General features: G+C 60.1%; 12 protein-coding genes. 8 read left to right on the forward strand and 4 right to left on the reverse strand.

Going from position 1 to position 14681, the window contains the following annotated elements:
- The first annotated feature begins 135 nt into the window (after nt 1-135).
- Nucleotides 136-768, forward strand: a complete 633-nt coding sequence (locus tag GR212_RS07175; RefSeq protein WP_163985798.1) for a MarC family protein — start codon at nt 136-138, stop codon at nt 766-768.
- A 281-nt stretch (nt 769-1049) separates the two neighbouring features.
- Here GR212_RS07175 and GR212_RS07180 read toward each other — a convergent pair whose 3' ends face one another.
- The gene (locus GR212_RS07180) at nt 1050-1625 is read right to left on the reverse strand and encodes a single-stranded DNA-binding protein (RefSeq protein WP_163985799.1); all 576 of its coding nucleotides are present in this window, start codon (nt 1623-1625) and stop codon (nt 1050-1052) included.
- Nucleotides 1626-1896: 271 nt separating this feature from the next.
- On the opposite strand from GR212_RS07180, the gene uvrA reads away from it, so the two are divergent.
- Both uvrA and GR212_RS07190 read left to right on the forward strand, forming a co-directional pair.
- A complete protein-coding gene (uvrA, locus tag GR212_RS07185) occupies nt 1897-4818 on the forward strand; it encodes an excinuclease ABC subunit UvrA (RefSeq protein ID WP_163985800.1) in 2922 nt (973 codons plus the stop codon).
- Nucleotides 4819-4851: 33 nt separating this feature from the next.
- Nucleotides 4852-5658 carry a DUF72 domain-containing protein gene (locus tag GR212_RS07190; protein WP_163985801.1) on the forward strand — a complete coding sequence of 269 codons (807 nt, stop codon included), beginning with the start codon at nt 4852-4854 and terminating at the stop codon, nt 5656-5658.
- A gap of 108 nt (nt 5659-5766) precedes the next feature.
- Here the strand turns inward: GR212_RS07190 and GR212_RS07195 are convergent, their stop codons facing one another.
- Nucleotides 5767-7242, reverse strand: coding sequence for an NAD(P)H-hydrate dehydratase (locus GR212_RS07195; RefSeq protein WP_163985802.1), 1476 nt, complete (start codon nt 7240-7242; stop codon nt 5767-5769).
- 348 nt (nt 7243-7590) lie between these two features.
- On the opposite strand from GR212_RS07195, the gene GR212_RS07200 reads away from it, so the two are divergent.
- The 3 genes from GR212_RS07200 to hspQ all read left to right on the forward strand — a co-directional run bounded on the left by GR212_RS07200 (nt 7591) and on the right by hspQ (nt 9945).
- Entirely contained in the window at nt 7591-7929 is a 339-nt protein-coding gene (locus GR212_RS07200; RefSeq protein ID WP_015339877.1) for a P-II family nitrogen regulator, read from the forward strand.
- 62 nt (nt 7930-7991) lie between these two features.
- Entirely contained in the window at nt 7992-9401 is a 1410-nt protein-coding gene (gene glnA / locus GR212_RS07205) for a type I glutamate--ammonia ligase (RefSeq protein WP_163985803.1), read from the forward strand.
- 214 nt (nt 9402-9615) lie between these two features.
- The gene (hspQ, locus tag GR212_RS07210) at nt 9616-9945 is read left to right on the forward strand and encodes a heat shock protein HspQ (RefSeq protein ID WP_163985804.1); all 330 of its coding nucleotides are present in this window, start codon (nt 9616-9618) and stop codon (nt 9943-9945) included.
- Between the two features lie 245 nt (nt 9946-10190).
- Here the strand turns inward: hspQ and GR212_RS07215 are convergent, their stop codons facing one another.
- Complete coding sequence (locus tag GR212_RS07215) at nt 10191-10850, reverse strand: invasion associated locus B family protein (protein ID WP_163985805.1); 660 nt, start codon at nt 10848-10850, stop codon at nt 10191-10193.
- A gap of 264 nt (nt 10851-11114) precedes the next feature.
- On the opposite strand from GR212_RS07215, the gene GR212_RS07220 reads away from it, so the two are divergent.
- Both GR212_RS07220 and GR212_RS07225 read left to right on the forward strand, forming a co-directional pair.
- A complete protein-coding gene (locus GR212_RS07220; RefSeq protein ID WP_163985806.1) occupies nt 11115-12926 on the forward strand; it encodes an extracellular solute-binding protein in 1812 nt (603 codons plus the stop codon).
- 92 nt (nt 12927-13018) lie between these two features.
- Entirely contained in the window at nt 13019-13690 is a 672-nt protein-coding gene (locus tag GR212_RS07225) for a DsbA family oxidoreductase (protein WP_163985807.1), read from the forward strand.
- 168 nt (nt 13691-13858) lie between these two features.
- Here GR212_RS07225 and GR212_RS07230 read toward each other — a convergent pair whose 3' ends face one another.
- Nucleotides 13859-14596 carry an SDR family oxidoreductase gene (locus tag GR212_RS07230; RefSeq protein ID WP_163985808.1) on the reverse strand — a complete coding sequence of 246 codons (738 nt, stop codon included), beginning with the start codon at nt 14594-14596 and terminating at the stop codon, nt 13859-13861.
- Nucleotides 14597-14681: the final 85 nt, after the last annotated feature.

Raw genomic sequence — 14681 nt, forward strand, 5'->3', positions numbered from 1 at the left:
CTTTTGCCCTTTAAGCCGCAAAATCGCACATTTCCGTGGCGTAACCCGCCAATAGCAGCGCATGGGCCTTTGCGAAAGCTCGTTCCTCGCATAACAATGGCCGATAACAACGACAGAACAAGCACCGGGGACTATATGGCGAGCTCAGACACGCTGATCAATGCCTTCACCACACTGCTTGTCACTGTCGATGCACCCGGGCTCGCGCCGCTTTTTATCGGCCTCACGGCGGGCATGAATCGCTCCGAGCGCAAGCAGGTGGCGCTGCGCGGCTCGCTGATCGCCTTCTTCATCCTGGCTGCCTTCGCCTTGTTCGGAGCGAGCGTGCTCGGCATCCTCGGCATCTCCATCGGCGCCTTCCGCATCGCCGGCGGCCTGCTGCTTTTCTGGATCGCCTTCGAGATGGTGTTCGAGCGGCGGCAGGACCGGAAAGAGAAAACGACGGAAGTCGCGATCACCCAGGACCATATCCGCAACATCGCGGTCTTTCCGCTCGCCCTGCCCCTGATCGCCGGCCCCGGCGCGATCTCCGCCACGATCCTTTTGGCGGGATCGCTGCAGACAACGCTCGACCGAGCGCAACTGATCGGCGTCATCGCCGCCAATCTCTGCCTTGTCTTTGCCGCGCTCGCCATTTCCGACCGTCTCGACCGTATGCTTGGTGCCACCGGCCGCGCCATCCTGACCCGATTGCTCGGTGTCATCCTGGCCGCACTTGCCGCGCAATTCGTCGTGGACGGTGCAAGGTCGGCATTGGCCCTTTCGTGAAAGGCTCCATCGTCAGGTCGTTCTTCAAAAAATAAGGGTATGCCTTTCTGAAGACAGCCTTGTTCACCTGTCTGAGTGACGAGATCTCGAGGACAGATATTCTCACCGAGAAAAATGCCGTTCCAACCATAGAGGCCCAAGGCCATTCTGAAAGAGCTCAAAGGCTCCGCGAGCGATAAAACAACTAACGATCAAGCCATCTGGGCGGCATCGCTGAATCGAAACATACGAAAAAGCCCGCCGTAGGGCGGGCTTTTCAACAATCGGCTTCTGCGCCGGTCTCAGAACGGGATGTCGTCGTCCAGATCGCGCGAGAAATTGCTGCCGCCACCGCTGGACGCGCCGCCGCGGCTGGCGCCCGCACCGCGACCGGAGGATTGCGAAGGCGGCTGGCCATAGTCATCGCCACCGTAATCGCCGCCACCGCCGCCGTAGCCGCCACCAAAGTCACCGCCGCCGCGACCACCACGGCTGCCGCCGCCCTCGATGGAGCCGCCGCCTTCGCCACGGCCATCGAGCATCGTCAGGGTGGAATTGAAGCCCTGCAGCACGATTTCGGTCGAATAGCGATCCTGGCCGTTCTGATCCTGCCATTTGCGGGTTTGCAGCGCGCCTTCGATGTAGACCTTGGCGCCCTTCTTCAAATACTGCTCGGCGACCTTGCACAGGCCCTCATTGAAGATGACGACACGGTGCCATTCGGTCTTTTCCTTGCGCTCGCCGGAATTGCGGTCGCGCCAGGTTTCCGACGTCGCGATGTTGAGGTTGGCAATCGGGCGACCGTCCTGCGTGCGCCGGATTTCCGGGTCCGCCCCGAGATTTCCAACCAGAATTACCTTATTCACACTACCGGCCATGATACCACCCTACTTGCCGCCCATCGACGGCCCTTAAATTCCATCGGCACACCTTAGACCATTGCCGCCATCAGGTGTTGTTTCAGCACCGTCCAAGGCTTCTTCATCCACAAAGAAATATCCACAGGACATTTTGTTCTTTATTTGTTCTAATTTGTCCTTATGATGATGTCAACAGAATCGAAAACCTGATCCCGCCCGTCATTTCAGCCTCGACACGCGGGCCGGCATCACTAAATAAAGGCAGACTCCAAGGGACCTGCACAAGACGATGAGCGAACTGAAGACTATTTCCATACGTGGTGCGCGCGAGCACAATCTCAAGGGCATCGACCTCGACCTGCCGCGCAACAAGCTGATCGTCATGACCGGCCTTTCCGGCTCCGGCAAGTCGTCGCTGGCCTTCGACACCATCTATGCCGAGGGGCAGCGCCGCTATGTCGAAAGCCTTTCGGCCTATGCGCGCCAGTTCCTCGAGATGATGCAGAAGCCGGATGTCGATCAGATCGACGGCCTCTCGCCCGCTATCTCGATCGAGCAGAAGACCACCTCGCGCAATCCGCGCTCGACAGTCGGCACGGTCACCGAAATCTACGACTACATGCGCCTGCTGTTTGCCCGCGTCGGCGTTCCCTATTCGCCGGTCACGGGCCTGCCGATCGAGAGCCAGACGGTCAGCCAGATGGTGGACCGCGTTCTCGCCTACGAGGAAGGCACCAGGCTCTATATTCTGGCGCCGCTCGTGCGCGGGCGTAAGGGCGAATACAAGAAGGAACTGGCGGAGCTCATGAAAAAGGGCTTCCAGCGCGTCAAGGTCGACGGGCAGTTCTACGAAATCGCCGACGTTCCGGCGCTCGACAAGAAATACAAGCACGATATCGACGTGGTGGTCGATCGTATCGTGGTCAGGCCGGACATGGCCGCGCGCCTGGCCGACAGCTTCGAGACTTCGTTGCGTCTGGCGGACGGTCTTGCCGTTGCCGAATTCGCCGACAAGCCGCTGCCGCCGGAGGAAACCGCTGCCGGCGGCTCGGCCAACAAGTCGCTGAACGAGACGCACGAGCGCGTGCTGTTCTCGGAGAAATTCGCGTGCCCGGTTTCCGGCTTCACCATACCGGAAATCGAGCCGCGCCTGTTCTCGTTCAACAATCCCTTCGGCGCCTGCCCTTCCTGCGACGGTCTCGGCTCGCAGCAGAAGATCGACCCGGATCTGATCGTGCCGGAGCCGGAACGCACGCTGCGCGATGGCGCAATCGCCCCCTGGGCCAAATCGAGCTCGCCTTATTACAATCAGACGCTGGAAGCGCTCGGCAAGCATTACGGCTTCAAGCTCGGCAACCGCTGGAACGAGCTGTCCGACAAGGCCAAGGACGTCATCCTCAACGGCACGGAAGACAAGATCGAATTCCACTATGCCGACGGCGCGCGCTCCTACACCACGCACAAGAACTTCGAAGGCATCGTTCCGAACCTCGAACGGCGCTGGAAGGAAACGGATTCCGCCTGGGCACGCGAAGAGATCGAGCGCTTCATGTCGGCAGCCCCCTGCCCGGCCTGCAACGGCTATCGCCTGAAGCCGGAGGCCCTGGCGGTCAAGATCAACAAGCTGCACATCAGCCAGGTCGCGGAAATGTCCATTCGCGTTGCCCGCGACTGGTTCGACGTGTTGCCCGATACCTTCACCGACAAGCAGAATGAAATCGCCGTACGCATCCTCAAGGAAATCCGCGATCGCCTGCGCTTCCTGAACGATGTCGGCCTCGAATATCTCAGCCTGTCGCGTAACTCGGGGACCCTTTCCGGCGGTGAAAGCCAGCGTATCCGGCTGGCGTCGCAGATCGGTTCGGGATTGACCGGCGTGCTCTACGTCCTCGACGAGCCGTCCATCGGCCTGCATCAGCGCGACAATGCCCGCCTTCTGGAGACGCTGAAGCACCTGCGCGACATCGGCAACACCGTGATCGTCGTCGAGCATGACGAGGATGCGATCCTGACGGCGGACGACGTCGTCGACATCGGCCCGGCAGCCGGTGTGCATGGCGGCCAGGTGGTGGCACATGGGACGCCGCAGGATATCATGGCGAACCCGAAGTCGCTGACCGGAAGATATCTTTCCGGCGAGCTCGGCGTGCCGGTTCCCGAAGAGCGCCGCAAGCCCAAGAAGGGCAAGGAAATCAAGGTCGTCGGCGCGAGAGGCAATAATCTCAAGAACGTTACGGCGTCCATCCCGCTCGGTGTGTTTACCGCCGTCACGGGCGTTTCAGGCGGTGGCAAATCCACCTTCCTGATCGAGACGCTTTATAAGTCGGCGGCGCGGCGCGTCATGGGTGCGCGCGAGATTCCCGCCGATCACGACCGTATCGACGGTTTCGAGCATATCGACAAGGTGATCGACATCGATCAATCGCCGATCGGCAGGACGCCGCGTTCGAACCCGGCGACCTATACGGGCGCCTTCACGCCGATCCGTGACTGGTTCGCCGGATTGCCGGAAGCCAAGGCTCGCGGCTATCAGCCGGGCCGTTTCTCCTTCAACGTCAAGGGCGGCCGCTGCGAGGCGTGCCAGGGCGACGGCGTCATCAAGATCGAGATGCACTTCCTGCCTGACGTCTACGTCACCTGCGACGTTTGTCACGGCAAGCGGTATAACCGCGAAACCCTCGACGTCACCTTCAAGACCAAGTCGATTGCGGACGTGCTCGACATGACGGTCGAGGAAGGCGTCGATTTCTTTGCCGCCGTTCCCGCGGTGCGCGACAAGCTGCAGAGCCTGAAGGATGTCGGTCTCGGCTATATCAAGGTGGGGCAACAGGCCAATACGCTTTCGGGTGGCGAGGCGCAGCGCGTCAAGCTAGCCAAGGAGCTGTCGAAGCGATCGACCGGCCGCACGCTCTACATCCTCGACGAACCCACAACCGGGCTGCACTTCCACGATGTCGCCAAGCTTCTGGAAATGCTGCACGAACTGGTCAATCAGGGCAATTCCGTCGTGGTCATCGAGCACAATCTCGAAGTCATCAAGACCGCCGACTGGATCCTCGATTTCGGTCCGGAAGGTGGCGATGGCGGCGGCGAGATCGTTGCCGTGGGAACACCGGAGGCCATCGTCAAGGAGAAGCGCTCCTATACGGGGCAATTCCTAAAGGAACTGCTGGAGCGGCGTCCGCTGAAGAAGGTTGCCGCAGCGGAGTGAGTTTCACCCGACTGAACGTCCAAGGAGGAGAGCATGACCAAAGCGGGCGAAATCCGCACAGGCATAGGCGGCTGGACTTTCGAGCCCTGGCGCGGGACCTTCTATCCCGACACCCTGAAGCAGAAGGACGAGCTGAACTACGCCAGCCGCCAGCTGAAGGTGATCGAGGTCAACGGCACCTATTACAGCACGCAGAAGCCCGAGGTCTTCGCCAAATGGGCAGCCGACGTTCCAGACGGCTTCATTTTCTCCCTGAAGGCGACGCGCTTCGTCACCAATCGCCGGGTTCTGGCCGAGGCGGGCGAGTCGATGCAACGCTTCCTGGAATCCGGCATCAGCGAGCTCGGCGATCATCTCGGCCCGTTGCTCTGGCAGTTCGCGCCGACGAAGAAATTCGATCCGGACGATTTCGAGGCGTTTCTGAAGCTGCTGCCGGCCAAGCAGGATGGTCTTGCGCTGAAACATGTCGTCGAAGTCCGGCATGATTCCTTCAAAGTGCCGGAGTTCATTGCGCTGCTCGAAAAATACAATGTCGCGCCGGTATGCGCAGAGCATTTCGAGTATCCGATGATCGCGGATGTCACGGCTGATTTCGTCTATGCCCGCCTGCAGAAGGGATCGGACGATATCGAGACCTGCTATCCGCCGCAGGACCTCAAGGCCTGGGCCAATCGCCTGAAAACCTGGGCTGAAGGCAAGGTGCCGGATGATCTGCCGCTGATCGATACGAGCCGCAAGGTCAAGGTCGAGCCGCGCGATGTCTTCGCCTTCATGATCCACGAGGGCAAGGTAAACGCGCCTCCCGGCGCCATTGCGTTGCAGGCAGAGGTCGCGAAGTAGCGGCCTCCCGGAGCCTTTCCGCTTTTGTTCGAATGGCGACAGCGCTCCATCTTTTGTTCTTACGCAATTCCGGTTGGAAAACCGCTGCACAGTTTTCCCTGAACGGCCCTAAAGCGGCTTGACGTTGGCGACGAGATCTTCGGCCGTCAGCCCCTTGCCGGCATGCTGGCCGGCAAGGCCGTGCAGCCAGACACCGGCAGCCGCTGCCTCGAAGGCGGGCGCTCCTTGCGCCATGAGGCCGCCGACGATGCCGGCCAGCACATCGCCGGAGCCAGCCGTGGCAAGCCAGGGCGGCGCGTTGGTGTTGATCAGGGCCCGGCCATCCGGCGCGGCGATCACGCTGTCGGCACCCTTGTAGATGATGGCAGCATGAGCACGCGCCGCAGCAGCCCTCGCCTTGTCGACCTTGCTCAGGGCTTCGTCGGCGGCGATGTCCGGAAAGAGGCGGCCAAACTCCCCTTCATGCGGCGTCAGCACCAATCGTGTCGGACCTTCGGCAAAGGCGTCGAAAAGCTTCTGCGGTTGATCGCGAAACGAGGTGATGCCGTCCGCATCCAGCACCAGATGGCGATCCGCGAGCGCAAGGCAGAATTGTCTTGCCTTGTCGCCGGCACCGAAACCAGGCCCGAGAACGAAGGTCGATAGGCGTTGGTCTGCAAGCCATTCCCGCAACGAGGCTTCATCCGCGATGGGGTGCAGCATGATCGCCGTGAGCAGGCCCGCATTGACGCTCAACGCTTCCGGCGACGATGCGATGGTGACAAGGCCCGCGCCTGCCTTCAGCCCGGCCATGGCCGACATGCGTGCGGCGCCCGTCGCGTTCGGTCCGCCGGAAAAGACGACGAGATGGCCGCGTTTGTATTTATGCGTGTCGGCGTCCGCTGACGGTATTTTCGCCTGCCACTGTGCCGGCGTGTTTTCAGCGATCAAGCCATCGGCATGCGCCTGGACGATGCGGCCGGGAATGCCGATGTCGAAGACCTCAAGATCTCCGCAAAGCTCACGGCCCGGCAAGAGAAGATGCCCCGGCTTGCGCGTCATGAAGGTCACCGTGCGCGCGGCACGGAAGGCTGCGCCAAGGACCTGGCCGCTGCGCCCATCGAGGCCGGAAGGCAGATCGACGGCAATCACGGGAACACCCGCTGCCTCGACCCGCGCGATCGTGGCGGCCACGTCATCCGGCACAGGGCGGGAGAGACCGGCACCGAAGACGGCATCGATCACGACATCGCCGAGCCGAGGTATATAGCTGTCGATCGGCTCTCCACTGACCGGACAATCGACAAAAGCATGGGCCGCGTCACCCTTGAGCTTCTGCGGGTCGCCCAGATGGAAGAGTTGCACGTCGGCGCCGGCCCGTCGCAGGGCGCGGGCGGCCACATAGCCATCGCCGCCGTTGTTGCCAGGCCCGCAAAGGACCACATATCGACGCGCCTCGGGGAAGTGTCGGAGCGCGACGCCGGCAACGGCCTGCCCCGCCTTTTCCATAAGTCCATAGGAATCAATGCCGGACGCTGCGGCTGCGCTGTCGACGGCGGCCATGGCGTCTGGGGTGAGGAGCAGGTCGGCGAGCGGCAACATCATGGCGAACATTATAGATGCGAAATCTGCCTCAAAAACAACCGCCATTTCGCCACACGATTTGATCGATTATTATGCATCTGCATAAGATTTAAACAATAACATTCAAGACCTTACTAAGGAACAAACATCACGCGCGCGGCACTTTTTCGGGAAATTTTGCTTATCCCACGCATTTACACGCGAAATCGCTTCCATTTTTCCGAAAAATCCTCATCAATTCATCGTCTCGGTGCAAATTCGCCGGGATTTTTTACGGCGGCTCATTCTCAATTGGCATGATACGTGCATTACGTTGGCCGAGCGGGGAGTAGTCCTGCTGTAACAGGAGAAGCGGAGAGACATTTTCTCATGAAAAAGATCGAAGCGATCATTAAGCCCTTCAAGCTCGACGAAGTGAAGGAAGCCCTTCAGGAAGTTGGCCTGCAGGGCATCACCGTCACGGAAGCGAAGGGCTTCGGTCGTCAGAAGGGCCACACGGAGCTTTACCGTGGAGCCGAATACGTCGTCGACTTCCTGCCGAAGGTGAAGGTCGAAGTTGTATTGGCGGACGAAAATGCGGAGGCCGTGATCGAGGCCATCCGCAAGGCTGCGCAAACAGGCCGTATCGGCGACGGAAAGATTTTCGTTTCCAACGTGGAAGAAGTCATTCGAATCCGCACCGGCGAAACGGGCATCGACGCCATCTAATCCGCCCGGCCCTTGCGGCCGAGGCTCGTTTAATCGTCATCTAAGTCAAGGGAAGTAATTTAATGACGACCGCAAGCGACATTCTGAAACAAATCAAGGATAACGACGTCAAGTTCGTTGACCTGCGCTTTACCGACCCCAAGGGCAAGCTGCATCATCTCACCATGGATATCATCTGTGTCGATGAAGACATGTTCGCCGACGGCGTCATGTTCGACGGTTCCTCGATCGGCGGCTGGAAGGCCATCAATGAATCCGACATGGTGCTGATGCCCGATACGGATACGGCCCACATGGATCCGTTCTTCGCGCAGTCCACCATGGTTATCCTCTGCGACATCCTCGATCCGGTCTCCGGCGAAGCCTATAATCGCGACCCGCGCGGCACCGCCAAGAAAGCAGAAGCTTACCTTAAGGCCTCCGGCATCGGCGACACGGCCTTCTTCGGCCCGGAAGCCGAGTTCTTCGTTTTCGACGACGTGAAGTACAAGGCCGATCCGTACAATACCGGCTTCAAGCTCGATTCCAGCGAACTTCCGTCCAACGACGACACCGACTACGAGACCGGCAACCTCGGCCATCGTCCGCGCGTCAAGGGCGGCTACTTCCCGGTCCCGCCGATCGACAGCGCTCAGGACATGCGCTCGGAGATGCTGACGGTTCTCACCGAGATGGGCGTCACCGTCGAAAAGCATCACCACGAAGTGGCGGCCGCCCAGCACGAACTCGGCATCAAGTTCGACACGCTGGTTCGCAGTGCCGACGGCATGCAGATCTACAAGTACGTGGTGCATCAGGTCGCCAATGCCTATGGCAAGACGGCAACCTTCATGCCAAAGCCGATCTTCGGCGACAACGGCTCGGGCATGCACGTTCACCAGTCGATCTGGAAAGGCGGTAAGCCGACCTTCGCCGGCGACGAATATGCAGGCCTCTCGGAAAGCTGCCTCTACTACATCGGCGGCATCATCAAGCATGCCAAGGCGATCAACGCCTTCACCAACCCGTCGACGAACTCCTACAAGCGTCTCGTCCCGGGTTACGAAGCTCCGGTTCTGCTCGCCTATTCGGCTCGTAACCGGTCCGCCTCCTGCCGCATCCCGTTCGGCTCGAACCCGAAGGCAAAGCGCGTCGAAGTCCGCTTCCCCGACCCGACCGCCAACCCCTATCTCGGCTTCGCTGCCATGCTGATGGCAGGCCTCGACGGCATCAAGAACAAGATCCATCCCGGCAAGGCCATGGACAAGGACCTCTACGACCTGCCGCCGAAGGAACTGAAGAAGATCCCGACGGTTTGCGGATCGCTGCGCGAAGCGCTGGAAAGCCTCGACAAGGACCGCAAGTTCCTCACCGCCGGCGGCGTCTTCGACGACGACCAGATCGATGCCTTCATCGAACTGAAGATGCAGGAAGTCATGCGCTTCGAAATGACCCCGCATCCGGTCGAATATGACATGTACTATTCGGTCTGATATCGAGTGATAAAGCCCCGGCTAGCCCGGGGCTTTTTACTGGCCGCGCGTTTCGGGCGGCCATTCCACCGCACGAGAGCCTTTGCGTGTTGCAAGCTCGATTCGCGCGGCGGGGAACCGGGCCGAGTGTGACGGTTCGATGAAGGAATGGGGGCAAAATCCTTGATATCAGTGGTGAAAGTCACCACATGATTACTTGAAAGGAAGTCGTGCCATGAAACAACGCAACGCAAAGTTCAATATAGGCGATGTGGTTCGACACCGGATGTTCCCCTTCCGTGGTGTCGTCTTCGATGTCGATCCGGAATTCGCAAACACGGAGGAATGGTGGAATTCCATTCCCGCAGAAGTGCGGCCGGACAAGGACCAGCCCTTCTACCACCTTCTCGCCGAAAACGACGAGACGGAGTATGTCGCATACGTCTCGGAACAGAATCTCGTGAACGACGAGAGCGGCCTTCCGCTTCGCAATCCGCAGATTGCCCAGATTTTCGACCAGGCGCCCACGGGACAGCTCAAGCCCAAGATGAGCTTCGCCCACTAAGCACTTGTCAAACCAGTTCCATTTCAAGCGGAAGGCGCTCCCAACGCCTTCCGTTTTTGTTTCAGGGCGGCTCGGCGTTTCATGGAATCGCCGAGCCGCTCAATCTCTTTGTTTCCACGCAAATCCGGACGGAAAACCGCTGCCCAATTTTCCTGGAATTGCTCCGGCGGCATGGCCACAGGATTGGTCACAAAGAAAAAGCCCGGATTCCTCCGGGCTTTTCAATGAAACGATGTTTCGCAAGCTTACTGCTGCTTGGCAGCCTTCTGCGCGTCTTCGAGCTTCTTGCGTGCTTCCTCAGCCTTCTTCTGCATGCTGTCCTGCAGGCTCTTCTGGCTTTCAGCGAGCTTGGAGTCGGAGATTGCTGGGCCGTCATAGGCAGCGCCGAAGCCGCCGAGCGAAATCTTGATCGGGTTCGGCGCGCGACGGAAGTTTATCGAGGTGAAGGTCACATCGGTGCCCTTCTTCAGCGAAGCGATCATGGCGTCCGTCAGCGGCACTTCGGCGGTGCACTTGTCCGGAAGGCAGACGGCGTAGTCGAGCTTCTGGCCCTTGCCGCCATCGACCTGCATGGTGATGCCGGGCGGGATCAGGCGAGCCGTCGGAACGGAAATCTGCAGGATCTTGCGGTTGACCTTGCCATCGACGGAGATGAGGCCGACAGCCGTTACCAGCTGGCCGTTGTTTGCCATAATCAGGTTCTGCACGATGCAGATATCGGCATCGTCCTGCTTGGCGCAGGTCTTGTACCAGCCCAGACGCGGCTGATTGGGATCGCCACCGCCGTCGGCAGGAGCTGCGTTGGACGCATCCTGAGCAAAGGCGGCCGCCGGCATGGCCGCGCCGATCATGAGAGCCAGAGCAGAGAGACCTGCCCGCATTTTGTTGTCAGTCTTGAACATCATAGCGAAACCGCCTCCTGAAATCCGCTGCGGGACGACAGCGCGCCGTCCCATGCAATTCGGGTCAAACCGTCGTTCACCTGTCGAATGAATAAGGCAAATACATGACCCGGGAAACCCGGCACTCCTGTTACATCGCACTGGCGCGGATATCCAGCTTTTCTTTGGTCTTTTCTGCCGACACCTAAGAATTCCGCGGTCGCGTGTTGAATTCGGCACGCTCATGATAAGGTTCCGCCGAATCGTACCCTTACCGGAAAGGATGCCATGCAAGCGCTCCGGATCGCTGTCTTCCTGTTCTTCGCAGCCTTGTGCAACGCCGTAGTGGCGCAGCCGCTTCATGGTATCGCCATGCACGGAGATCCGGCGCTGCCGGCGGACTTCAAACATTTCCCTTACGTCAATCCGGATGTCAAAAAGGGCGGCCGCATCAACTATGGCGTCGTCGGCACCTTCGACAACCTCAATCCCTTCATTCTAAAGAGCATGCGCACGACGGCGCGCGGCATGTGGGATCCGGAATTCGGCAACCTCATCTATGAGCCGCTGATGCAGCGCTCGCGCGACGAACCTTTCACGCTTTACGGCCTGCTGGCGCAGACGGTCGAATGGGACGACAGCAGGAGCTATATCCAGTTCAACCTCAATCCCGGCGCCAAATGGTCCGACGGACAGCCCGTGACGCCGGACGACGTGATCTTCACCTTCCAGATCCTGCGCGACAAGGGGCGCATCCCCTTCTCTTCCTGGCTCGACACGATCGGCAGCATGGAAAAGGTCGGCGATCATGGCGTGCTGATCCGCTTCAACGAGAAGGCCAACCGCGAGACGCCGCTGATCATTGCCTCGTCTCTGCCGATCCTGCCCAAGCACGCGACCGATCCTGACAGTTTCGACCGCACGACGCTCAGCATCCCGATCGGCTCCGGCCCGTATCGGGTAAAAAGCGTCGATCCCGGCCAGCGAATCGTCTTCGAACGCAATCCCGATTATTGGGGCAAGGACATTCCGACGAAAGTCGGCGTCGACAATTACGATCAGGTGGTGGTGAACTACTTCCTGCAAGACACGACCGTGTTCGAATCCTTCAAGAAGGGCGATCTCGACATCTATCAGGATGGCAGCCCCGCTCACTGGCAGCAGGCCTATAATTTCCCGGCGGTCAGCTCCGGAGCCGTCGTGAAGGAGACATTCACGCCGAAGCTGCCGAGCGGCATGCTGGGCTTCGTGTTCAATACGCGCCGGCCGATCTTCGCCGACAAGAATGTGCGCAAGGGCCTGGCGCTCGCCTTCGATTTCGAATGGTTCAACCGTAGCCTTGCCTCCAGCGCCTATACGCGCACCGAAAGCTACTGGCAGAACTCCGATCTTTCGTCCTTCGGCACTCCCGCCGATGCCAACGAGCTCGCCATGCTCGGCCCGATCAAGGACCATATCGACGCCGATGTGCTAGACGGCACCTACAAGCTCCCGATCAGCGACGGCTCTGGCCGCGATCGCAAGATCCTGCGCAAGGCCGTCAACTTCCTCAAGCAGGGCGGCTATACGATCAAGGGCGAACGCATGGTCGACAGCGCCGGACGGCAGCTCAGCTTCGAAATCATGACGCAGAATGCGGATCAGGAGCGAATCGCCCTCGCCTACCGCCGCTCGCTGGCGCTGCTCGGCATCGCCGTCACGATCCGCACCGTCGACGATTCGCAATATCAGCTGCGCACGACAAGCTACGACTACGACATGATCGTCAAATCCTATCCCTCGTCGTTGTCACCGGGCATCGAGCAAGTCGGGCGATGGGGTTCCGTCGCCGCCAAGACGCCGGGCAGCCTGAATTTTGCCGGTGTCGCGGATCCTGACGTCGATACGCTGATCGACCACTTTCTGACGGCGCATTCCGCCGATGATTTTCGCGACGCCGTGCGCTCGTTCGATCGCATCCTGATTTCGGGCTATTACGTCGTGCCGCTCTATCATATCGCCCAGCAGTGGGTAGCGCGGCGAAGCCACATCGCCCATCCCGACATATTGCCGCTCTATGGCTACCAGTTGCCCGTCTGGTGGGACGCCTCGGTGCAATGATGCCGGTTGGTTCCCTTTCGGTAACTGGTTGAAGCCATCGCCACTTAGGCATAGATGGGGAGGATCAGCCCGGAGACCGAAAGGACGAAACCATGGAACGCATCACGATCGATATTGTCTCAGACGTCGTCTGCCCATGGTGCTATCTCGGCAAAGCCCGCCTGGAGCTGGCGATTGCGGAGGTGCAGGACGAAGTGGGTGTCGACCTCAACTGGCGCCCCTATCGTCTGAACCCGGACTATCCGCCCGAAGGCGTCGACCAGAAGAAGGCGCTGGAGCAGAAGCTCGGCGGCGCCGAGCGTGTGGCGCAGGGACACAAGATGCTGACCGATCTCGGCCGCGAAGTGGGCATCAAGTTCGATTTCGACGCCATCAAGATCGGCCCGAACACACTCGACGCCCATCGCCTGATCCACTGGGCCGTCACGGAAAGCCGCGAAAAGCAGGACAAGGTCGTCAACGCCCTCTTCAAGGCCAACTTCGAAGAGGGCCGCAATGTCGGCGACCACGCGGTTCTGCTCGATATCGCTGAAAATGCCGGGCTCGACCGCTCCGTCGTCGCCACACTGCTTGCCTCGGATGCCGACCGTGACCTCATCGTAGCCGAAATCGACGCCGCGCAGAAGATCGGCGTCACCGGCGTGCCCTTCTTCATCTTCGACCAGCAATATGCCGTCAGCGGCGCCCAGACCCCGGATGTGATCGCCGGCGCGCTGCGCGATATCGCCAAGATGAAGGCCGAGGCCCGAGCCGGGATGAATTGAGCGGCGTCAGCCGCTTCTGCGACAGCCGGCAGATGCTTTCCATTGCTTTCGGGCACGAGATATCCGTGAGCGCCGGAAGCGGCTGTGCATGGAATTCAGGCCCGGCCGCAAACCGAACGTTTCAAGGCACCGATCATCGGGAAGGGTCGCTGATCGGTGCTGCTCCCCTCAGGCCAGCCCTGCCAATGCGACTGCATCTTCCCCCGCCGGATAATGCAGTCGGTCTGAGCCATCGTTGACGGCGAGCCATATCGCCGCGGCCACGTCGCTTTCCTTTGTTGTGAGGGGTGGATTGGCAAACCCCGCAAAAATCGGCCGAGCGAAATCGAGATAGGCTTCGGGAATCAAGTCCATGACCGGAACATCGGTGTTTGCCGCAAACCGCGTCGTTGGCGCATAGCCGGGCTCCACGAGTTTCGCACGCACTCCGAAGGCGGCCAACTCATGGGCAAGCGACCCGGTAAAACCCTCAATGGCCTGCTTGCTGGCAGTATAGGCCGCCGCCAGCGGCATCGATGCCAGCGTCACGCTGGACGTGACATTCACGATCACTCCGGACCGGCGCTCGCGCATCTGCGGAATAACTGCCTGGGTCATCGCCATCACGCCAAAGGTGTTGGTCTCGAATACCTTGCGCACACGCGACATCGACGTCGCCTCGAAGGCGCCGACGACGCCGATCCCCGCATTGTTCACCAGAACGTCGATCGGCCCCGCCGCCTCGATAGCAGCCGCGATGCTCTGCGCACTGGTCACGTCCAATGGCAGGATGCGTATCGACTCGGGCAGCAGGTCTGTGCGGGGGGTGCGCATGGTGGCGATGACGGTCCAGCCTTGCGCGTGAAAATGCCGGGCGGTCTCCAGCCCGTAGCCGGACGAACAGCCGGTGATAAGGACAGTATTCATGTCGATCTCCTGTGATCTTTGTTGACGAGACCGATGTAACGGACATAATCAGGACTAACATCAATCATTCGTCCGAATTTCATTC

This window comes from Martinezella lusitana, assembly GCF_010668395.1.
Lineage (GTDB): Bacteria > Pseudomonadota > Alphaproteobacteria > Rhizobiales > Rhizobiaceae > Rhizobium > Rhizobium lusitanum_A.

What these genes read in the sequence shown, in the direction of transcription:
- GR212_RS07175 (WP_163985798.1), top strand. Translation starts at nt 136, where the DNA reads ATGGCGAGCTCAGACACGCTGATCAATGCCTTCACCACACTGCTTGTC.
- GR212_RS07180 (WP_163985799.1), bottom strand. Translation starts at nt 1,625, where the DNA reads ATGGCCGGTAGTGTGAATAAGGTAATTCTGGTTGGAAATCTCGGGGCG.
- uvrA (WP_163985800.1), top strand. Translation starts at nt 1,897, where the DNA reads ATGAGCGAACTGAAGACTATTTCCATACGTGGTGCGCGCGAGCACAAT.
- GR212_RS07190 (WP_163985801.1), top strand. Translation starts at nt 4,852, where the DNA reads ATGACCAAAGCGGGCGAAATCCGCACAGGCATAGGCGGCTGGACTTTC.
- GR212_RS07195 (WP_163985802.1), bottom strand. Translation starts at nt 7,242, where the DNA reads ATGATGTTGCCGCTCGCCGACCTGCTCCTCACCCCAGACGCCATGGCC.
- GR212_RS07200 (WP_015339877.1), top strand. Translation starts at nt 7,591, where the DNA reads ATGAAAAAGATCGAAGCGATCATTAAGCCCTTCAAGCTCGACGAAGTG.
- glnA (WP_163985803.1), top strand. Translation starts at nt 7,992, where the DNA reads ATGACGACCGCAAGCGACATTCTGAAACAAATCAAGGATAACGACGTC.
- hspQ (WP_163985804.1), top strand. Translation starts at nt 9,616, where the DNA reads ATGAAACAACGCAACGCAAAGTTCAATATAGGCGATGTGGTTCGACAC.
- GR212_RS07215 (WP_163985805.1), bottom strand. Translation starts at nt 10,850, where the DNA reads ATGATGTTCAAGACTGACAACAAAATGCGGGCAGGTCTCTCTGCTCTG.
- GR212_RS07220 (WP_163985806.1), top strand. Translation starts at nt 11,115, where the DNA reads ATGCAAGCGCTCCGGATCGCTGTCTTCCTGTTCTTCGCAGCCTTGTGC.
- GR212_RS07225 (WP_163985807.1), top strand. Translation starts at nt 13,019, where the DNA reads ATGGAACGCATCACGATCGATATTGTCTCAGACGTCGTCTGCCCATGG.
- GR212_RS07230 (WP_163985808.1), bottom strand. Translation starts at nt 14,596, where the DNA reads ATGAATACTGTCCTTATCACCGGCTGTTCGTCCGGCTACGGGCTGGAG.